The following is a 17,678-nucleotide window of genomic DNA, read 5'->3' on the forward strand; positions in this document are numbered from 1 at the left end:
AGGGAGCTGGCCCATCTGCTTCAACTTCCATTGTAGCCAAATACGAACAAATGTTCTATAGCTGATGCTATATTAGATAGTTAGACAAACATCTAAATATCGAGTATAGTGTGCGCGTCGAACGAAATACTGAGAGGAGGTCCTATGCCGGGAGAGGGTTTTAAAGCGCTGGCCGATCCTACACGGCGTCACATTTTGGAACTGTTGCGCAAGGGCAATTGTACGGCCGGGGAGCTTGCCGAGCATTTTGACATCAGCAAGCCATCGTTGAGCCATCATTTGGCGACGCTCAAAAACGCCGGGTTGGTGACCGACGAACGTCATGGCCAAAACATCGTTTACAGCTTAAACACTACCGTCATGCAGGACTTGATCGGTTGGTTTATGGGCTTTACAAACACTGAAGGTGATAAGGATGAATAACGAAAACAAGGGCATTCACGCCACGGGGGTATCGCCACGCGTGTGGATCGCGCTGGTCGCTCTGTGCGTCGCCAATATCGTAGCGCACCTTATGGTGATGCCGAGCTTACCTGCGCAGATTCCCACACACTGGGGCGCGAACGGCGTTGACGGTTGGGGTCCCAGCTGGAAGGCCTCCGCGCTCGGCGTGCTGCCCCTGGTGCTTCTCGCAATGTTCTGCGTGGTGCCGCGCATCGATCCCAAAGGTGAGGCATATCGAACCTCGGGCAAGTTCTATCAGGGCTTCGTAATCGCCTTCACCCTGTTCATGTGCGCCATAAGCTGGCTGGGAGAGCTTACGGTCTGGGGCGTGGTGCCGGCGGTCGGTTCGGTCAACGCGCTGATTTCTGGTGCTGTCGGTTTGCTGTTCATTGGCGTAGGCAACTACTTGCCGCGTGTGAAGCAGAACTATACGCTCGGTATCAAGACGCCCTGGGCGCTTGCCGATCCCGAGAACTGGCGCCGTACGCAGCGCTTTGGCGGTGCCTGCTTTATGGTGCTGGGTGTTGGTCTGATTGTGATGGGCGTTGCGGGTAGCGTGCTTTCGAGTGAAGTTGTCGCCGCGGTGATTGCGGTTCTGGCGTTTGGTTCGGTCGGAGTCGTCTACGTCTACTCGTATCTGCTGTGGCGCAAATCGCAGCGAGCCGCTCGTTAAGGTTGCGGAAAACTAGCGTACGCAGTTCATAGTATGTTCCGGGGGACTTTTCCCAGGTAGTATTAGGGGGGTATGGGCAACCGTGCCCCTTTTTCGTTACGTTTTAGAGCTGGTTTTCTCATCTCGTTTCCACTAAAGCGAAACAAGAATAGGGAAACAGCAGGTAGAAAGGATAAAACAGGCAAATGGCGGAGTTTATCTACCAGATGTATCAGGCTCGCAAGGCTCATGGCGACAAGGTGATCCTTGACGACGTGACCCTGAGTTTCTACCCCGGTGCCAAGATCGGCGTCGTGGGCCCCAATGGTATGGGCAAGTCGACCCTGCTCAAGATCATGGCCGGCATCGAGGAAGTCTCCAACGGCGATGCCAGACTTACCCCCGGCTACACCGTGGGTATCCTGCAGCAGGAGCCGCCGCTCGACGACGACAAGACCGTCATCGAGAACGTGCGCATGGCATTTGGCGACATGATTGCCAAGGTCGATCGCTTCAATAAGATCGGCGAGGAGATGTGCGACCCGGACTGTGACATGGACGCCCTCATGGCCGAGATGGGCAAGCTCCAGGACGAAATCGATGCCGCCGATGGCTGGGATATCGATTCCAAACTCGGCCAGGCTATGGATGCCCTGCAGCTGCCCGATTCCGACATGCCGGTCAACGTGCTTTCCGGCGGCGAGCGCCGTCGCGTGGCCCTGTGCAAGCTGCTGCTCGAAGCTCCCGACCTGCTGCTGCTCGATGAGCCCACCAACCACCTGGACGCCGAGTCGATCCTGTGGCTCGAGCACTTCCTGCACAACTACCAGGGCGCGGTGCTTGCCGTCACACACGATCGCTACTTCCTGGATAACGTTGCCGAGTGGATCTGCGAGGTCGACCGCGGTCACCTCTATCCCTACAAGGGCAACTACTCCACGTATCTGGAGACCAAGGCCGCACGTATCGAGGCTCAGGGCAACCGCGACGCCAAGCTCGCCAAGCGCATGGAGGCCGAGCTCGAGTGGGTGCGCTCCAGCCCCAAGGCCCGTCAGGCCAAGAACAAGGCCCGTCTGGCTCGCTACGAGGAGATGGAGGCCGAGGCCCGCGCAAGCCAGAAGCTCGACTGGACCGACATCCGCATCCCTGTGGGCCCGCGTTTGGGCAACAAGGTGCTCGAGGCCCATCACCTGCACAAGGAGTTCGACGGTCGCGTGCTCATCGACGACCTATCGTTCACCCTGCCGCGCAACGGCATCGTGGGCGTCATCGGCCCCAACGGTGTGGGCAAGACCACGCTGTTCAAGACCATCGTGGGCCTGGAGCCGCTGACTTCGGGCGAGCTCGAGGTGGGCGAGACCGTCAAGATCTCCTATGTCGATCAGAACCGCTCCGGCATCGACCCCGATAAGAACCTGTGGGAGGTCGTCTCGGACGGCCTGGACCACATGATGGTCGGCGAGACCGAGGTCCCCAGCCGCGCATACGTGGCGAGCTTTGGCTTTAAGGGCCAGGACCAGCAGAAGCGCGCTGGCGTACTTTCCGGTGGCGAGCGCAACCGTCTGAACCTGGCGCTTACGCTCAAGCAGGGTGGCAACCTGCTGCTCCTCGACGAGCCCACGAACGACCTCGACGTCGAGACGCTGTCCTCGCTCGAAGCGGCGCTGCTCGAGTTCCCGGGCTGCTCGGTGGTCATTAGCCACGACCGTATGTTCCTGGACCGCGTCGCCACGCACATTCTGGCGTGGGAGGGCACCGACGAGAATCCGGGCAACTGGTATTGGTTCGAGGGCAACTTCGAGGCCTATCAGGCCAACCGTATCGAGCGCCTGGGCGAGGACGCAGCCCAGCCGCATCGTATTCACCGCAAGCTGACGCGCGATTAGTCGAGCTCAGGTGATCTAACGAGAAAGGGACGATAACCTTGAGGGTTATCGTCCCTTTTTTACTTGGTAGAAGGCTCGACTTTATCGATGGCCCAGGTGGCTCCGAGACCGCCGGTGGTGTTGCGGCGGATGCGCACGGTGACTTCGTGGCGCTCGCCGGCCTGCGTGTAGCGCAGGGGGAAGCTTGCGCGGTTTCGCGCGGCCTCGATGGTACCGCGCTCGCGGGCGATCCAGTAGTACTCGCCGACGATGCCGAGCGTGTCGGCGCCGTAGGGGAGATAGGTCGACAGCTGGTGCAGCAATGGGCCGGGGCAGAAGACCTCGGTTGTGAAATCGACGGGGAAGTCCTCGGGGATGGCGGGCGCTGCGGGAGCGGGGGTTGGGGCCGCCGCGGGTACCGAAGCCGGTGCCGGTGCGGGAATTTGGTCGCAAGCAGCGGCGGGCACGGACTCGATGACGTGTACGGGCTTTGGCGTCGCTTCCGGCTTGATCGTAGAATCTGCGGGCTCCACGGTGACAGGCGCGTCTGCGGCTGCGGTTTCAACCTCAACCTGCGTCGAGTTCTCGTTCTCGACGCTCGACTTTGCCTCGGCTGGCGTGGAGGCCATGGTGGTGATGCCGGCGTTTGCGTTCTCGGGGTCATAGACGACCGTGAGCGAGATGGCGGGCTGCGGCGTCTCGGGCTCCGGTGTCGACTCGGTAGCGTCTTGATCCGCGGGCTCGTCGGACTGATCGTCCTCGGCCTCGTCGCCAAAAACATCGCTGTTTTGGAACGCAGGCGTCTCGGGTTGGTTGGCGGCTTCTTCGGTTGTCGACTTGGGAGCCTCGTCGAGCTCCGCAGTGGCTTCCTGCTCTGATATGACTTTGGGATCGGTCGTGGCGGCGATTTCGGTTTCGGCTCCTGCCGTTACCTCAATAGCGACTTCGATCTCTGTCTCGGGCTCGGGTTCCGGTACGGCTTCAACCATGGCTTCTGGCTCGGGACGCTTAACGTGCTTGGGGCGCACGGCCTTCAGGTCCTTCTCGCCGCGCTTTTTCTTTTTGTAGGACTGCTTGGCGCCCTTGGCAGCCTTGGGCTTGTCCTCGCCTTTGGCAAGGGCGGCATCCCAGGCCTCGTTGGCGATGACGGTGGCATACAGGCGGCCGCCTTTAAAGACGGTCAGCTTAATGCAGTCGTCGAGCTCCTCGAGCAGCTCGCGCGTGGACTCGAAGCCCAGGTCATAAGCGGCCATATCGCCAGCGGCGAGTGCCTCCTCGACCTGCGTCATAAACGTTTGCTTACCGCACCCAATCGCGTCGCGCAGCAGGCGATACAGATAGATGTGGTTGCCCAGCGATAGTGCGGGCTTAACTATTGTCTTGCTCATGGCAAATCTCCTCTATACACACCAAAGCATCTTACCATCGCATGGGGCTTGCCATCTCGTCGCCCATGGCAAACGGGCGCGACCGTTGCCGGTTCGCGCCCGTTATACAGGTCGGTTATCTATGAGAGGAAAACGTGCTTAGTTGCCCGATGCCGTGCCTTGGCTCGAGCTGTCAGATGGCGTGCCAGATGCGGTGCCGCTCGAGCTGCTATTGTTGCCGCTGTCGGTTGTGTCCGTTCCCGATGTATTGCCGTTTGCCTGGTCGCTCGTGCTCGGTTGAGAGCCGTCGGTCGTTTGGCTTGAGTCAGTCGTGCCGGATTGCGTGCCGCTGTTGTTCACAGAGGAATTGGCGCCCTGCGACTGATCGGGGGCGTTCGAGGACGAATCGGTGGATGCGGAGTTGCCCTGCGAGTCGTCCTGCTGGCTTTGCGATTGATCTGAGCTATCCGCGTCGTGCTCGGTCGTGCGCGACGATAGGATTGGCTCGGGGCGCTCGCCCAGACCCTCACCGGCGGTGGTGATAAGGATGGCGCCAGCGCAGGCGATGACCGCGACGATGGCGATGGCGATCGAGAAGACGATGACCTTCTTTTGCGTCTGGCTGCGCTCTGCCGCCGCCTTGGCACGCAGGCTGTTGGGGGCGACGCGCGCCGTGGTCGCGCGCCCCGCAACCTGGCGCATCTCCTGCGTAATCGCGGCGCCGCCCAGGTGCTCCTCGGCATTAAGGTCAACGGGCTCATAGGCGCCGGCAGGGTAGTCGACGGCGGCGTGCGTACCTTTGAGGGCTTCGGCGCTGGCAGAGATAAAGTGGCGGTAGACCTGCGAGGACACAACGGTGATGACCGAGCTCACGGCGGCACCGATCACCGATCCGGCGATGCCGATCTTGGAAGCAAGTGCGACGCTCGTGGCGGCAGCTGCGGCGCCGGCGATGATTTGGGGAATGGAAATGTCGTCGAACAGGCCCTTTTTGGGCGCGATGGCCATGGTCTGTCCGATGGAATGGTTTTCGTGAACGCCGTTGTTGAGCGCGGCCGGTGTCATGACGCGCGTGCGCGGCGCGTCGGTGTACTTGGTTGTCATACGGGGCCCTCCCGGTGTAAATCTGCTTCGTTTCGTGTAGCCATCAGGGTACCCACCAGATGTGAATCGTACGTGACATTTAACAGATACCATCAACTCATCAATAGCTCACCAAATTGGTGGGATGCGGTTACACCCGGCGGTTGAACTACAATAGGGCTTGCTAATTGTTGTGAATGGCGTCTACGCACGGGAGCATTCTTATGAATCTTCACCTTTCTCAGTCTGATGGCTTTTTGCGTGTGGCGGCGGCCTCGCCGCGGATTCGCGTGGCCGATGTCGAGGGCAATGCCGAGGTTGCGCTGGCGGCTGTTCGCGAGGCGGTCGAGCGCGGTGTCCGTGCTCTGGTGCTGCCCGAGCTCAACTTGTGCGGCTATACCGCGGCTGATCTGTTCCATAACCGCACATTACTGCATACCTGCGAGACCGCACTGGCACATATTCTCGATGAAACCCGCGAGCTGCCGATTGTCTTTACCATCGGTCTTCCCGTTGCGGTGGCCGAGAATATCTACAACTGTGCCGCCGTGTGCTGCGCGGGCGAGCTTTTGGGCCTCACGGCCAAGAAGTATCTGCCCAACTATGGCGAGTTCTATGAGCGCCGTTGGTTTGCTCCGGCGCCCGCCGATCCCGTGTGGGTTGAGTTTGCCGGTCAGGGTCCGGTTCCGCTGGGTTCGGGGCTTGTCTACCGCTGCTGTGATGAGGGCGCCGAGGATTTGGTGCTCGGTATTGAGGTCTGCGAGGATCTGTGGGTGCCGGCGCCCCCTTCGACCGAGATGGCGCTTGCCGGTGCGACGGTGATCCTCAATCCGTCGGCCTCGGATGAGATTATCGGTAAGGCAGATTACCGCCGCAGCCTTATCTCTAACCAAAGCGCGCGCCTGTACTGCGCCTATGCCTACGCGGACGCGAGCGAGGGCGAGTCCACGACCGATATGGTCTTTGCAGGGGAGAACCTCGTCTACGAAAACGGTTCGAAGCTCGCCGCCACGAAGCTCCTCACCTGCGATATGGCGGTGGCCGACGTTGACCTCGACCGTCTGGTTGCCGAGCGTCGTCGTTCGACCACGTGGACGCGCGCGGACGATGCGCCAGAGGCCACGATTGTTGAGTTTTCGTTTGAGGGCGTGCTGGCCGAAGAACCTGTCCTGCGTGATGCGCTCGACATCGACCGTGTTTTCCCCCGCGCGCCCTTTGTGCCGGCCGACCATGGTGACCTGGCCGGGCGCTGCGAGACGATCCTCAATCTGCAGACTGCCGGCCTCAAGACTCGCCTTGCCCATACGGGTACCAAGGCTGCAGTCATCGGTCTTTCGGGCGGCCTGGATTCCACGCTGGCACTGCTTGTGACCGTGCGAGCCTTCGATGCACTGGGGCTGCCGCGCACGGGTATCACGGCGGTTTCCATGCCCGGCTTTGGCACGACGCATCGCACCAAGTCGAATGCCGAGTCGCTCGCTCGCGACCTGGGCGTGAGCTTCCGCGAGGTTTCGATCCACACGGCCGTGGAGCAGCACTTCAAGGACATTGAGCACGACCCGGCCGTCCAAGACGTGACCTACGAGAACAGCCAGGCCCGCGAGCGTACGCAGATTCTGATGGATCTGGCCAACCAGGCTGGCGGTTTTGTCATCGGCACGGGCGACCTGTCGGAGCTGGCGCTTGGCTGGGCTACCTATAACGGCGACCACATGAGCATGTACGCCGTCAACGCGAGCGTGCCCAAGACGCTTGTGCGCCATCTGGTACGTTATGCCGCCGATGTCTTTGGCGGGCGTATTGCCGAGGTCTTGCTCGATATCCTCGATACGCCGGTGTCCCCCGAGCTTTTGCCGCCCACGGGCGACGGTGAGATTGCTCAGAAGACCGAGGATTTGGTGGGCCCGTACGAGCTGCACGATTACTTCCTCTATTACCTGCTGCGTTTTGGCTTTGAGCCGGGCAAGATCTACCGTATGGCGCTCAAGAGCTTTGAGGGTGTCTATGACGCCAAGACCGTCCACACGTGGTTGCGTACGTTCTATCGTCGCTTCTTTGCCCAGCAGTTTAAGCGCAGCTGTCTGCCCGATGGTCCCAAGGTGGGCTCGGTGACGCTCAGCCCGCGCGGCGATTGGCGTATGCCGAGTGACGCCAGCTCGCGTCTGTGGCTTGCGCGGATCGACGCGCTCAATCCAATTGACTAAGGTTGGCTAAATTGAACCAATGCGGGGGTTGCAAGCGTTACACTTTTGCAATCTGATGGCCCGTATCGCGCGGCGCTCTTGTCGGAGCGCCGTATTTTTTATATCGAAAGGTGGCACCATGCAGGCATCGCAGCGTCTCGACCGCTTTGGCGCGGAGGTCTTCGCCTCGCTCAACAACAAACTTCTTGCGCTGAAGGCTCAGGGCAAGACCATTTACAACATGAGCGTGGGCACGCCCGACTTTAAGCCGTACGACCACGTGGTCGAGGCGCTCACGCAGGCCGCCCAAAATCCCGAGATGTGGAAGTATTCCCTGCGCGACCTGCCCGAGCTTAAGCAGGCCGTGTGCGATTACTATGAGCGTCGCTTTGGCGTTTCGGGCATTACGCCGTCCATGGTGCAGTCGTGCAACGGCACGCAGGAGGGCGTGGGTCATTTGGGCCTGGCCCTGCTCGATCCGGGTGACACCATTCTGGTTCCCGATCCGTGCTATCCGGTCTTTGAGGCGGGCGCCAAGATCGCCGATGCCAAGCTCGAGTACTATCCGCTGGTGGCGGAGCACAATTACCTGCCCTATGTGGCGGGCATCGATCCCGAGGTGGCCGATCGTGCCAAGTACATGATCGTGTCGTTGCCCGCCAACCCGGTGGGCTCGGTGGGCACGCCCGAGGTCTACGAGGAGATTATCGCCTTCGCCCGCGAGCACGACCTGCTGATCGTCCATGACAACGCGTACTCCGACATCGTGTTTGACGGCGAGCCCGGCGGCAGTTTCTTGCAGTATCCCGGCGCGCTCGAGGTGGGCGTGGAATTCTTCTCGCTTTCCAAGTCGTTTAACGTCACCGGTGCGCGCATCGGCTTTTTGGTCGGCCGTGAGGATGTGGTCTCTGCCTTTGCCAAGCTGCGCAGCCAGATCGACTTTGGCATGTTCTTCCCGATTCAGAAGGCCGCCATCGCCTGCCTCAATGGTCCGCGCGATGAGGTCGAGGCGCAACGTCTGAAGTACCAGGAGCGCCGCGATGCCCTGTGCGACGGTCTTGAGGACCTGGGCTGGGAGCGTCCCAACGCGCATGGCTCTATGTTTGTGTGGGCCAAGCTTCCCGGTGGTCGCACCGATTCCATGGCGTTTTGCGAGGAGCTTATGGAGAAGGCCGGCGTTGTGGTGACGCCGGGCGCGAGCTTTGGCCCTTCGGGCGAGGGGCACGTGCGCATGGCGCTGGTCCTGCCGCCCGATCAGATCGCTTTGGCTGTCGAGGCCATTCGCGAGGCGGGCCTGTATTAGAAGACTATTTGGGCGCGTCAATAGATCGAAACCGATTTCGTGCAGTTATTTTACGAATCCTGCAAACAATTTCGGTAAACGGTCGATTTTTGGCTGCGTATAGGAGCATAATCAAAGTCCCGATTGGATGTATTGGGATTACGGCAAGCCGCTCGGGTCGTTCCCGGGCGGCTTGTTTGTGGAGAGAGATGGGAGTTTCTAATGGTTAACGAGAAGAAGGTCGCTATTGTCGGCTGCGGTTTCGTCGGTTCGTCTTCGGCGTTCGCGCTGATGCAGAGTGGTCTGTTCTCCGAGATGGTTCTCATCGACGTGGACAAGAACCGCGCCGAGGGCGAGGCCCTGGATATTGCGCACGGCATGACGTTTGCCGAGCCGATGAAGATCTACGCCGGCGATTATTCTGATGTCGCCGACGCCGCCATGATCGTCGTCACCGCTGGCGCTGCTCAGAAGCCCGGTGAGACCCGCCTGGACCTGGTCAACAAGAACGTCAGCATCTTTAAGTCCATTATTCCCGAGATTAAGAAGTCTGGCTTCGACGGCATTCTGCTCATCGTCTCCAACCCGGTCGACGTTCTGACCTACGCCGCCATCAGGATGTCCGGTCTGCCCGAGGGCCATGTCATCGGCTCCGGCACCGTGCTCGACACCGGCCGTCTACAGCAAATGCTCGGCGCCCACGTCGAGGTTGACCCGCGCGACGTTCAGGCCTATGTCATGGGCGAGCACGGCGACTCCGAGTTTGTCGCCTGGTCCAGCGCTCAGGTTGCCGGCGTGCCGCTGAACACCTTCTGCGAGCTTCACGGCCACCTGGAGCATGAGGCTGCCGAGAAGCGCATTGCCGAGGACGTCAAGAACTCCGCCTACACCATCATCGAGAAGAAGCACGCCACCTACTACGGTGTCGCTATGGCGGTAAAGCGCATCTGCACTGCCGTCATGCGTGACGAGCAGACCGTTCTGCCCGTCTCCTCGCTCATGGTGGGCGAGTATGGTCTGTCCGATCTTGCCATCTCCATGCCGACCGTCGTTGGCCGCGACGGCGTTGTCTGCCGCGTTCCCGTGCCGCTGAACGATGACGAGCAGCATGAGCTCACCGCCTCCGCAAAGGCCCTCAAGGACATTATCGACAGCGTCGACTTTTCCTGCTAAATCAAGCTCGCTAGAGCGAAAAGCTACAATGAAGGCGTCCGGGCCCATGTGACCCGGGCGCTTTTTTATGCAAAGGGGACAGGCTTGTCTGCACCAATCTTCGATGCGCCTGGGGCGGACTCGACCGCTATACTGGTTCGTGCCAAAAGCGATCTAGAACGGAATGCCGTATATGAAAATCAATCACGCGATTCTGCATATCCTGGACTTTGACTCTGCCGTCAACGTCATGAGCCAGCGCGAGCTGGATATCGAAAGCCGTACCGTGCGCAGCTTTGTGACCACGCATCTGCGCCGCGCACGTACCTCGGCCGACAATAAGCGCGCCACGTTTGCGGAGAACTCTGCGTTTGGCGGTGAGCTCAAGGGCTATTTCTTTGGCGAGCGTGAGTTCGTGGACTTGTCTCAGCAGATTGCGGAGTTCATCTCTTCCGAACTCACCAAGGCCGAGAAAGCCGAGTCCACTGACGTGCTTGTGGCGGACTTTGACGATGATGAAGATGCCCGCTGGTTTGCCGTGATGCTGCTGGGCTCCAAGCAGGCATTCATGCACGAGGTGGGTCGCGAAGAGGGCGAGGTTCGTAACGACATCGCGCGCCACTACGCCATTTTGCCAAACCCCTCGCAAAAGGTGCCGAGCTATGCCATCGTGCGTGCAAGCACCATGGAGATCGGCTATGTGGATAAGAAGCGCAAGATTGCCGGCGAGGATCGCATGCTCATTCCCGACGGCTTGCTGCAGTGCGACACGGGGGTTTCGGGTAAGGAGGTCATCGACACGGTGACGCGCGTGGTCGAGGAGGTCGCCGAGGAGCACGGCGCCAACACGGCCGTAGCGCTCGCCAAGGTCAAAGCCGCCGTTGCCGAGAAGGTTGAAGACGACGAGGAGCTGCCGCCTTGGGATATCGTCGATGAGGTCTTTGAGGACGAGCCGGTCATCAAGGAGAGCGTGCGTGCGGCGCTGACCGAGGAGAAGGTGCCCGAGCGCGTGCCCGTGGAGCGCAAGCAAGTCGAGCGCGCGGCCGTACGCAATCATAAGATTCGTACCGATACGGGTATCGAGATCAGCTTTCCGGCCGAGATGGGTTCGAATTCCGAGTACATCGAGTTCGTCAACGAGCCCAACGGCCTCATCTCCATCGAGCTCAAAAACATCGGTAGCATCGAGAACCGATAAGGCTTTTAACTTTTGAATAAAAGTCTGGATTATATTTTGAAGAATACTTTGAAATAAAATCCAGATTATTTTTTGGAGGTCAAAATGTCCCCACTTGTTCTGGAAAAACCGGTGTTTACAAAAGACCAGGTTGTTTCTGCTACCGAAGCAAGCAAGTCCTTATCCACCATTCGTAAACGCGCAAAACGCGCGCCTCAGTTCATTGCTGATCATAATGATATCGATACCGTGATTATCGACTATGCTGCCTATGAGGAAATGTACGGCGCGCTGCAGTATCTGCGTGAACTTGAGATAAATCGCATCGCTGCGGATCGAGTCAAGCATGGTCCGCATGAGTTTGTTCCGTTTGAGGACGCCTTAACTGCCGAGGACCTCGCGGAGCTTGAGTCGATGGATCCGGACGCGATTCCCGACGAGGGCCTTTTCGAATGAGCGGGCATTTTGTTGTCGGCTTTTTGAATCGAGACGTCGAGAAGGAATATCAAAAACTAGATGGATCCCAGCGCAGGCTCGTCCGTATTGCCGTCGCAAAATTAAAGACGCGCGCTGATGAAATCGGAACGCCGCTTCACGGCGAGCTCGCCGGCTGCAAAAAGATTAAATGGCGGAATGCGGGACTCAAAATGGTTTTCCGAATCCGAGAGGACGGAATGGTTGAGATTGCCGAGATCGTGGCAGTAGCACGGCGCGATCGTTTCGAGGTCTATAAGACGGCCGTAGGGCGCCTGTCAAAGCAACCCGCCATGGTTGAATACGACGGAACCCTGAGATGATGAAGGCCGAAGCCTCGGACGAGGGCTTCGGCCTTTTTACTTGGGGCTTAATCACGTTGCAGGTTGAGCATACGTCAGCGAAAACGACCCAGAGCGAGCAAGGTGACGTGAAAGAGGAGGGCATTGACCTTCTGGTCATGCCCGACGATTGAACGTCAGATTGCCGCTCTGGGTCGTTTGGAGCGTCGACAAGTTACGCGGTTTGGTAAAACCGCGTAACTATTAGAGCTGGCGCAGGCCTTCCTCGAGACCGGTCTTGCTGTCGGTCTTCTCGTCGCGCATCTTGATAACGCGGGCAGGGACACCGGCGACCACGGCGCCGGCGGGGACGTCCTCGACGCACACGGCGCCGGCGGCAACGACAGCACCCTTGCCCACGCGCACGCCTTCCAGGACCACAGCATTGGCGCCGATCATAACGTCGTCCTCGATGATGACGGGCGTGGCGCTGGCGGGCTCCACGACGCCTGCCAGCACGGTGCCGGCGCCGATGTGGCAGTTCTTGCCCACGGTGGCGCGACCGCCCAGCACGGCGCCCATATCGATCATGGAGCCTTCGCCAATGACGGAGCCGATGTTGATGATGGCGCCCATCATGATGACGGCACGGTCGCCGATCTCGACCCGGTCGCGGATGATCGCGCCCGGCTCGATGCGGGCGTTGATGCCCTTGAGGTCGAGCATGGGCACGGCGGAGTTGCGGCAGTCGTTCTCCACATCGTAGTAGTCGATGGAATCGACGTTGGCGTCGAGGATTGCCTTGAGCTCATCCCAGTCGCCAAATACAGTCTTTCCACGGCGGCCGCCATAGACATGCGCATTGCCCCACTGGACCTTCATGCCCGGCTTTTCGCGCACGTACAGCTTGACGGGCGTCTTCTTGGGCGCGGTGGCGATATAGTTGATAATCTCCTGTGCATCCATTTCGGCTGCGTTGCTCATTTGCGGTCTCTCCTTTGGGTGGATCCGGTTGATACCTGGTTAGGCAAACATGACCTGGTCGAACGTATAGAAGCCGGGTTCGCGGGTGACGAGCTTCTGCGCGGCTGCCAAGGCGCCGTTGACAAAGATCTGACGACTCGTGGCGCGATGCGCGAGCGTGACCTCCTCGTCCTGGCCAAAGAAACTCACTTTGTGCACGCCGGCGACAGTGCCACCGCGCAGCGAGTGCATGCCGATCTCCTTGGGGTCGCGCGCTCCGCACATGCCCTCGCGGCCATAGACGGGGTGGTAGCCTGCCTCGGGCTCGGCTTCGACGACGGCGTCGAGCAGCAACTTGGCAGTGCCGCTGGGGGCGTCGACCTTTTGGTTGTGGTGCGTCTCGACGATTTCGCAGTCAAAGCCGGGCAGCTCTCGCGTGGCCTGTGCCACCAGATGACGCAGGGCTGCGATACCGATGGAGTAATTGCCGGAGTGCATGACGCGGGCGCTCTGACCCAGCTCGCGCAGGCGATCCATCTGCTCGGGCGTATAGCCTGTGGTGCCCGAGACCAACGCCGCGCCCGTGCGCTCGACATAGGCGACGACGGCGTCGAAGGTCGCAACGTTCGAGAAGTCGATGATGACGTCGGCTGCCGGAGCGTTCTCGAGCTCTGACAAGTCGAAGCCGATCTGGGCGACGATGTCAAAAACGGGCTCTCCGGCAGCGTCGACAATACCCTCGGCGGTAGTGCGGATGAGCGAGCCCATGCGGCCCGTTCCCATAATGACGGTCTTAATCAAGCAGACCAGCTCCCTTCAGAGCATCGGTAAGTGCGGAGCGCGTGTCGTCTGCCATGGAGCACAGCGGCATGCGGTAGTTTGCCTCGATCATACCCATCTGGGCGAGCGCTTCCTTGACGGGGATGGGGTTGACCTCGCTAAAGAGGGCATTGATGAGCGGCTGGCCGGCAATCTGGATATCGCGGGCACGTGCCACGTCACCGTCCAGATAGGCGCGGCACATGTCATGTACGAGCTGCGGCTGCACGTCGGCCCACACGCTGATGGTGCCCGAAGCACCCAGACTCATGAGCGGCACGGTGAGCGCGTCCTCGCCCGAGTACATGCGGAAGTCGTCGGACAGCAGGTGGGCGATCTTGGCGGCGTAGGCGACGTTGCCCGAGGCTTCCTTAATACCCATGATGTTGGGGTGCGCGGCCAAGCGCTCCACGTTGCGCTCGCTGATGCCGCAGCCACAGCGGCCGGGGATGTTGTACAGGATGCAGGGGATGTCTACGGCATCGGCGACGGTCTTAAAGTGCTGGTAGATACCCTCTTCGTTGGATTTGTTGTAGTAGGGGGTAATGAGCAGCAGGCCGTCGGCTCCCAAGCCCTGGTAAGTGAGCGACTTGGTGAGCATGGTCTGCGTGGAGTTGGAGCCCGAGCCGGCGATGACGGGAACGCGTCCTGCAACTTGCTTGACCACCGCGGCGACAACGGAGTTGTCCTCGTCGTCGGTCATCGTGGCGCTCTCGCCGGTGGTGCCCAGGGCGAGGATGGCGTCGGTGCCATTTTGCAGGTGGAAATCGATAAGGCGCTCGAGCGCATCAAAGTCGACACTGCCGTCCTTTTTAAACGGCGTAACCAGGGCGACGATTGAGCCCTCGAGATTGCGGATGTCCATGTTCTTCTCCTTCGCTTCGGCGATCTGGATGCGCTTGTTCCATTGGGCGGCGACTGCCAGGCGCTCGTCTTGGGCGCGGCGGCGGGCACTTTCGGCGCGCGACTTGGCCAGCAGTTCTCGGCCGCACGGCAGCACGTCGAGCGTGGCAAAGTAATCGCCCGGGCGCTCGGCGCGGCGGATGAGGTCGGCCGCGCCGTCGGGGCGCAGCAGGACCTCGGCGGAGCGCAGCCGTCCGTTGTAGTTGTAGCCCATGGAGTAGCCATGCGCACCGGTATCGTGGATTACAAGCAGGTCGCCCATGTCGATATGCGGTAGCTCGCGATCGATGGCGAACTTGTCGTTGTTCTCGCACAGATTGCCCGTGATGTCATAGGTGTTCGTGACGGGCGCTGTGCCCTTGTCGGCGCCGCCCGGCTGACCCATCACCGTAATGTGGTGGTAGGCACCATACATGGCGGGGCGGATCAAATCGACGGCGCTTGCATCGACACCGATATAGTCCTTGTAGATCTGCTTCTCGTGGATGGCCTTGGTGACCAGGCAGCCGTAGGGGCCCATCATAAAGCGGCCCATCTCGGTGTAGATTGCCACATCGCCCATGCCTGCGGGGACCAGGATCTCGTCGTATGCCGCGTGCACTCCCTCGCCGATGGCGTGAATGTCGTTGGCCTGCTGCTCGGGCAGGTAGGGGATGCCGACGCCGCCGGATAGATTGATGAAGGCGACGTGTGCGCCGGTCTCGCGCTCCAGGCGTACGGCAAGCTCAAAGAGGATGCGCGCGAGCTTGGGGTAATAGTCGTTGGTGACGGTGTTGCTGGCAAGGAAGGCGTGGATGCCAAAGTCCTCGGCACCCTTGGTCTTGAGCATACGGAAGGCCTCGAAGAGTTGCTCGGTGGTCATGCCGTATTTGGAGTCGCCGGGGTTGTCCATGATGCCGTTGGAGAGCTGGAACAGGCCGCCCGGATTAAAGCGGCAGCTGACCGTCTTGGGGATGGGCCCCGCAACACGCTCAAAGAACTCGATGTGACTGATGTCGTCAAAGTTGACGATGGCACCCAGCTTGTCGGCGAGCTCAAAGTCCGCAGCCGGCGTGTCGTTGGACGAGAACATGATGTCGTGTCCCGTGATACCCAGCGAGCGGGCGATCATGAGCTCGGTATAGCTCGAGCAATCGCAGCCGCAGCCGTATTCGTTGAGAATGGAGATGAGTGCCGGGTTGGGGTTGGCCTTGACGGCAAAGTATTCCTTAAAGCCCGGGTTCCACGCAAAGGCGTCGCGCACCTCTTGCATGTTGCGGCGGATGCCCGCCTCGTCGTATAGATGAAACGGCGTGGGAAACTGCTCGATGATATGCTCGAGCGTCTCCTTGTCCACAAACGGCTGCTTGGCCGCATATGCCTCGTTGGGGGTCAATGCCATGTCCCGTAAACCTCGCTATCCAGACGGCGCCATCTGCGCATCGAATCCGCATAGCGTGGACCCAATGTCCGGATAGCGCTCCCGCATTGCTGCAGACAGTCCTGTGGGTGTTTCCCACAGGCCCACCAGGTTGTTCGTGCCCGAAAAACCCAGTTCGGCGGGTTTCGCCTCCCCGCGGGGTCAAAGCCTGCCGGCTCGCCCGCGGCTCTTCGTGCCCGCGCCTCTATCAAGTGGTAAAGACCCTATCACGTTGCACTTTACCAAACAAGAGTATTCGTATATAACGTTTAAAAAATGCAGGGATATGCTGGAAACATGTGCGCCACAATCCTGTATCACAATAAGTTGCAACAAATGTGCCTCACGAAGGGATCCTCTATGACCGAGCTCCAAGAACTCCGTCGCTATCGCCGCGATCTCCATCGCATTCCGGAGCTCGATTTCGATCTTCCGCTAACCATTGCCTATATCGAGGGCGTGCTGGCACCGCTCACCTGCGAAGTGACCCATCCGTGCCCCAGCTGCGTCTGCGCTTTCTTCGACGCCGGCGTTGATGCCGCGCATGCCACGGCGATTCGCGCCGATATGGATGCGCTGCCCATTGAGGAGGCGACAGGGGCGGCCTTTGCCTCGACCCATCCCGGCAAGATGCACGCTTGCGGACATGACGGTCACATGGCCATGGCACTTGCCGCCGCGACGTATGTCGACCGTACGATTCGCGAGCAGCCGGGCGCCATGAGGCGCAACGTGCTCTTTGTGTTCCAGCCGGCCGAGGAAACGACCGGTGGTGCCAAGACGGTATGCGAGAGCGGCGTGTTCGAGCGCTATGGGGTCGACCGCATTTTTGGCTTCCATGTGTGGCCCGATCTGCCTGCCGGCACGTTGGCGAGCTGTTCCGGTCCGCTGCTGGCGCGTTCGAGCGAGACGCATATCTATATTCACGGTACGAGCATCCATATTGCTAAGACCTATGGCGTGCCGGTCGAGGAGTCGCACGATGCCGCGTTGGCGGCAGCGAAGTTTTTGGTTGCCGAGCGCGAGCTGATGGACGAGCTGGGCGGCGACGAGCCCTGTATCGGCAAGTTTGGTCTGCTGCAGGCCGGTACGGTTTGCAACGCGGTGGCGGGGGAGGCCCATGTGGCCGGAAGCCTGCGTGTGTTTACGGACGGCATGTTCGACCGGGCGCGCGAGGGCGTGCGCCGCGTGCTTGATGAGGCATGCGCTGCAACGGGCTGCACGTACGATCTCGACTTTGCCGAGGGCTATCCGCCGGTCGACAACGACCCCGAGTTGTTTGCCAGCGTCGCGCCTGCCTTGCCCGGCCTGCAGCTTGTGGAGGAGCCGCTGTTAATTGCCGAGGACTTTGCTTTCTATCAGCGCCATCTGCCGGGCGTGTTCTTCTTGCTGGGCACGGGCGTGCCGGAGGCGCAAGAAAACCCGAGCGATTCGGATGGCTGTCCCGCCTATGCCACGAGCGCCCTTCACACCGATACCATGCTCTTTGACGAGGAAATCCTACTCAAGGGCCTCGATGTCTACAAACGATTGCTTTTGCTTGGTTAATCGGCGCGGGCGCATGTTCTAGAAAATACGAACAAATGTACGGTATAATAGAGATGTATGTCTGTAGAAACGTTTGACGTTATTAA

15 protein-coding genes and 1 riboswitch are annotated in these 17,678 nt (G+C 60.1%); of the genes, 10 read left to right on the top strand and 5 right to left on the bottom strand.

What is annotated here, in order from left to right:
- Positions 1 to 144 precede the first annotated feature (144 nt).
- The 3 genes from ACQRC0_RS03665 to ettA all read left to right on the top strand — a co-directional run bounded on the left by ACQRC0_RS03665 (position 145) and on the right by ettA (position 2,982).
- Positions 145 to 423, top strand: coding sequence for an autorepressor SdpR family transcription factor (locus tag ACQRC0_RS03665; protein WP_427727824.1), 279 nt, complete (start codon positions 145 to 147; stop codon positions 421 to 423).
- Positions 416 to 1,117, top strand: coding sequence for an SdpI family protein (locus ACQRC0_RS03670; protein ID WP_427727826.1), 702 nt, complete (start codon positions 416 to 418; stop codon positions 1,115 to 1,117). The genes ACQRC0_RS03665 and ACQRC0_RS03670 overlap by 8 nt, the downstream gene beginning before the upstream one ends.
- A 185-nt stretch (positions 1,118 to 1,302) precedes the next feature.
- Positions 1,303 to 2,982, top strand: a complete 1,680-nt coding sequence (gene ettA, locus ACQRC0_RS03675; RefSeq protein WP_055251458.1) for an energy-dependent translational throttle protein EttA — start codon at positions 1,303 to 1,305, stop codon at positions 2,980 to 2,982.
- A 59-nt stretch (positions 2,983 to 3,041) separates the two neighbouring features.
- Here the strand turns inward: ettA and ACQRC0_RS03680 are convergent, their stop codons facing one another.
- Both ACQRC0_RS03680 and ACQRC0_RS03685 read right to left on the bottom strand, forming a co-directional pair.
- Positions 3,042 to 4,349, bottom strand: coding sequence for a hypothetical protein (locus ACQRC0_RS03680; RefSeq protein ID WP_427727828.1), 1,308 nt, complete (start codon positions 4,347 to 4,349; stop codon positions 3,042 to 3,044).
- A 138-nt stretch (positions 4,350 to 4,487) separates the two neighbouring features.
- Positions 4,488 to 5,432: a hypothetical protein gene (locus tag ACQRC0_RS03685; RefSeq protein ID WP_427727830.1), complete on the bottom strand. Its 945-nt coding sequence runs from the start codon at positions 5,430 to 5,432 to the stop codon at positions 4,488 to 4,490.
- A 203-nt stretch (positions 5,433 to 5,635) separates the two neighbouring features.
- Here ACQRC0_RS03685 and ACQRC0_RS03690 point away from each other — a divergent pair, with 203 nt between their 5' ends.
- From ACQRC0_RS03690 to ACQRC0_RS03715, 6 genes are all read left to right on the top strand, one after another.
- On the top strand, positions 5,636 to 7,615 hold the full coding sequence (locus ACQRC0_RS03690; RefSeq protein ID WP_427727832.1) for an NAD(+) synthase: 1,980 nt from the start codon (positions 5,636 to 5,638) through the stop codon (positions 7,613 to 7,615).
- Positions 7,616 to 7,733: 118 nt separating this feature from the next.
- Complete coding sequence (locus tag ACQRC0_RS03695) at positions 7,734 to 8,897, top strand: pyridoxal phosphate-dependent aminotransferase (protein ID WP_154517336.1); 1,164 nt, start codon at positions 7,734 to 7,736, stop codon at positions 8,895 to 8,897.
- A gap of 201 nt (positions 8,898 to 9,098) precedes the next feature.
- On the top strand, positions 9,099 to 10,049 hold the full coding sequence (locus ACQRC0_RS03700) for an L-lactate dehydrogenase (protein WP_427727834.1): 951 nt from the start codon (positions 9,099 to 9,101) through the stop codon (positions 10,047 to 10,049).
- Positions 10,050 to 10,221: 172 nt separating this feature from the next.
- The gene (locus tag ACQRC0_RS03705; RefSeq protein WP_118377194.1) at positions 10,222 to 11,226 is read left to right on the top strand and encodes a nucleoid-associated protein; all 1,005 of its coding nucleotides are present in this window, start codon (positions 10,222 to 10,224) and stop codon (positions 11,224 to 11,226) included.
- 84 nt (positions 11,227 to 11,310) lie between these two features.
- Entirely contained in the window at positions 11,311 to 11,661 is a 351-nt protein-coding gene (locus tag ACQRC0_RS03710) for a hypothetical protein (RefSeq protein ID WP_427727835.1), read from the top strand.
- On the top strand, positions 11,658 to 12,002 hold the full coding sequence (locus ACQRC0_RS03715; protein ID WP_427727837.1) for a type II toxin-antitoxin system RelE family toxin: 345 nt from the start codon (positions 11,658 to 11,660) through the stop codon (positions 12,000 to 12,002). Before ACQRC0_RS03710 ends, ACQRC0_RS03715 begins: the two co-directional genes overlap by 4 nt.
- Positions 12,003 to 12,224: 222 nt before the next feature.
- Here ACQRC0_RS03715 and dapD read toward each other — a convergent pair whose 3' ends face one another.
- From dapD to dapA, 3 genes are read right to left on the bottom strand one after another with little or no spacing between them, the layout of a single operon-like run.
- A complete protein-coding gene (dapD, locus tag ACQRC0_RS03720) occupies positions 12,225 to 12,944 on the bottom strand; it encodes a 2,3,4,5-tetrahydropyridine-2,6-dicarboxylate N-acetyltransferase (RefSeq protein ID WP_154517324.1) in 720 nt (239 codons plus the stop codon).
- A gap of 39 nt (positions 12,945 to 12,983) precedes the next feature.
- Positions 12,984 to 13,724 (bottom strand): 4-hydroxy-tetrahydrodipicolinate reductase, encoded by a 741-nt coding sequence (dapB, locus tag ACQRC0_RS03725; protein WP_427727838.1) that lies wholly within the window; start codon positions 13,722 to 13,724, stop codon positions 12,984 to 12,986.
- Positions 13,717 to 16,026, bottom strand: coding sequence for a 4-hydroxy-tetrahydrodipicolinate synthase (dapA, locus tag ACQRC0_RS03730; protein WP_427727840.1), 2,310 nt, complete (start codon positions 16,024 to 16,026; stop codon positions 13,717 to 13,719). The genes dapB and dapA overlap by 8 nt, the downstream gene beginning before the upstream one ends.
- A gap of 65 nt (positions 16,027 to 16,091) precedes the next feature.
- Positions 16,092 to 16,260, bottom strand: a riboswitch (Lysine riboswitch).
- 144 nt (positions 16,261 to 16,404) lie between these two features.
- Here dapA and ACQRC0_RS03735 point away from each other — a divergent pair.
- Positions 16,405 to 17,592 carry an N-acetyldiaminopimelate deacetylase gene (locus ACQRC0_RS03735; protein ID WP_427727842.1) on the top strand — a complete coding sequence of 396 codons (1,188 nt, stop codon included), beginning with the start codon at positions 16,405 to 16,407 and terminating at the stop codon, positions 17,590 to 17,592.
- Positions 17,593 to 17,678 lie beyond the last annotated feature (86 nt).

The organism is Collinsella sp. SGI.033 (genome assembly GCF_050315135.1).
In the GTDB taxonomy this organism is placed as follows: Bacteria; Actinomycetota; Coriobacteriia; order Coriobacteriales; family Coriobacteriaceae; genus Collinsella.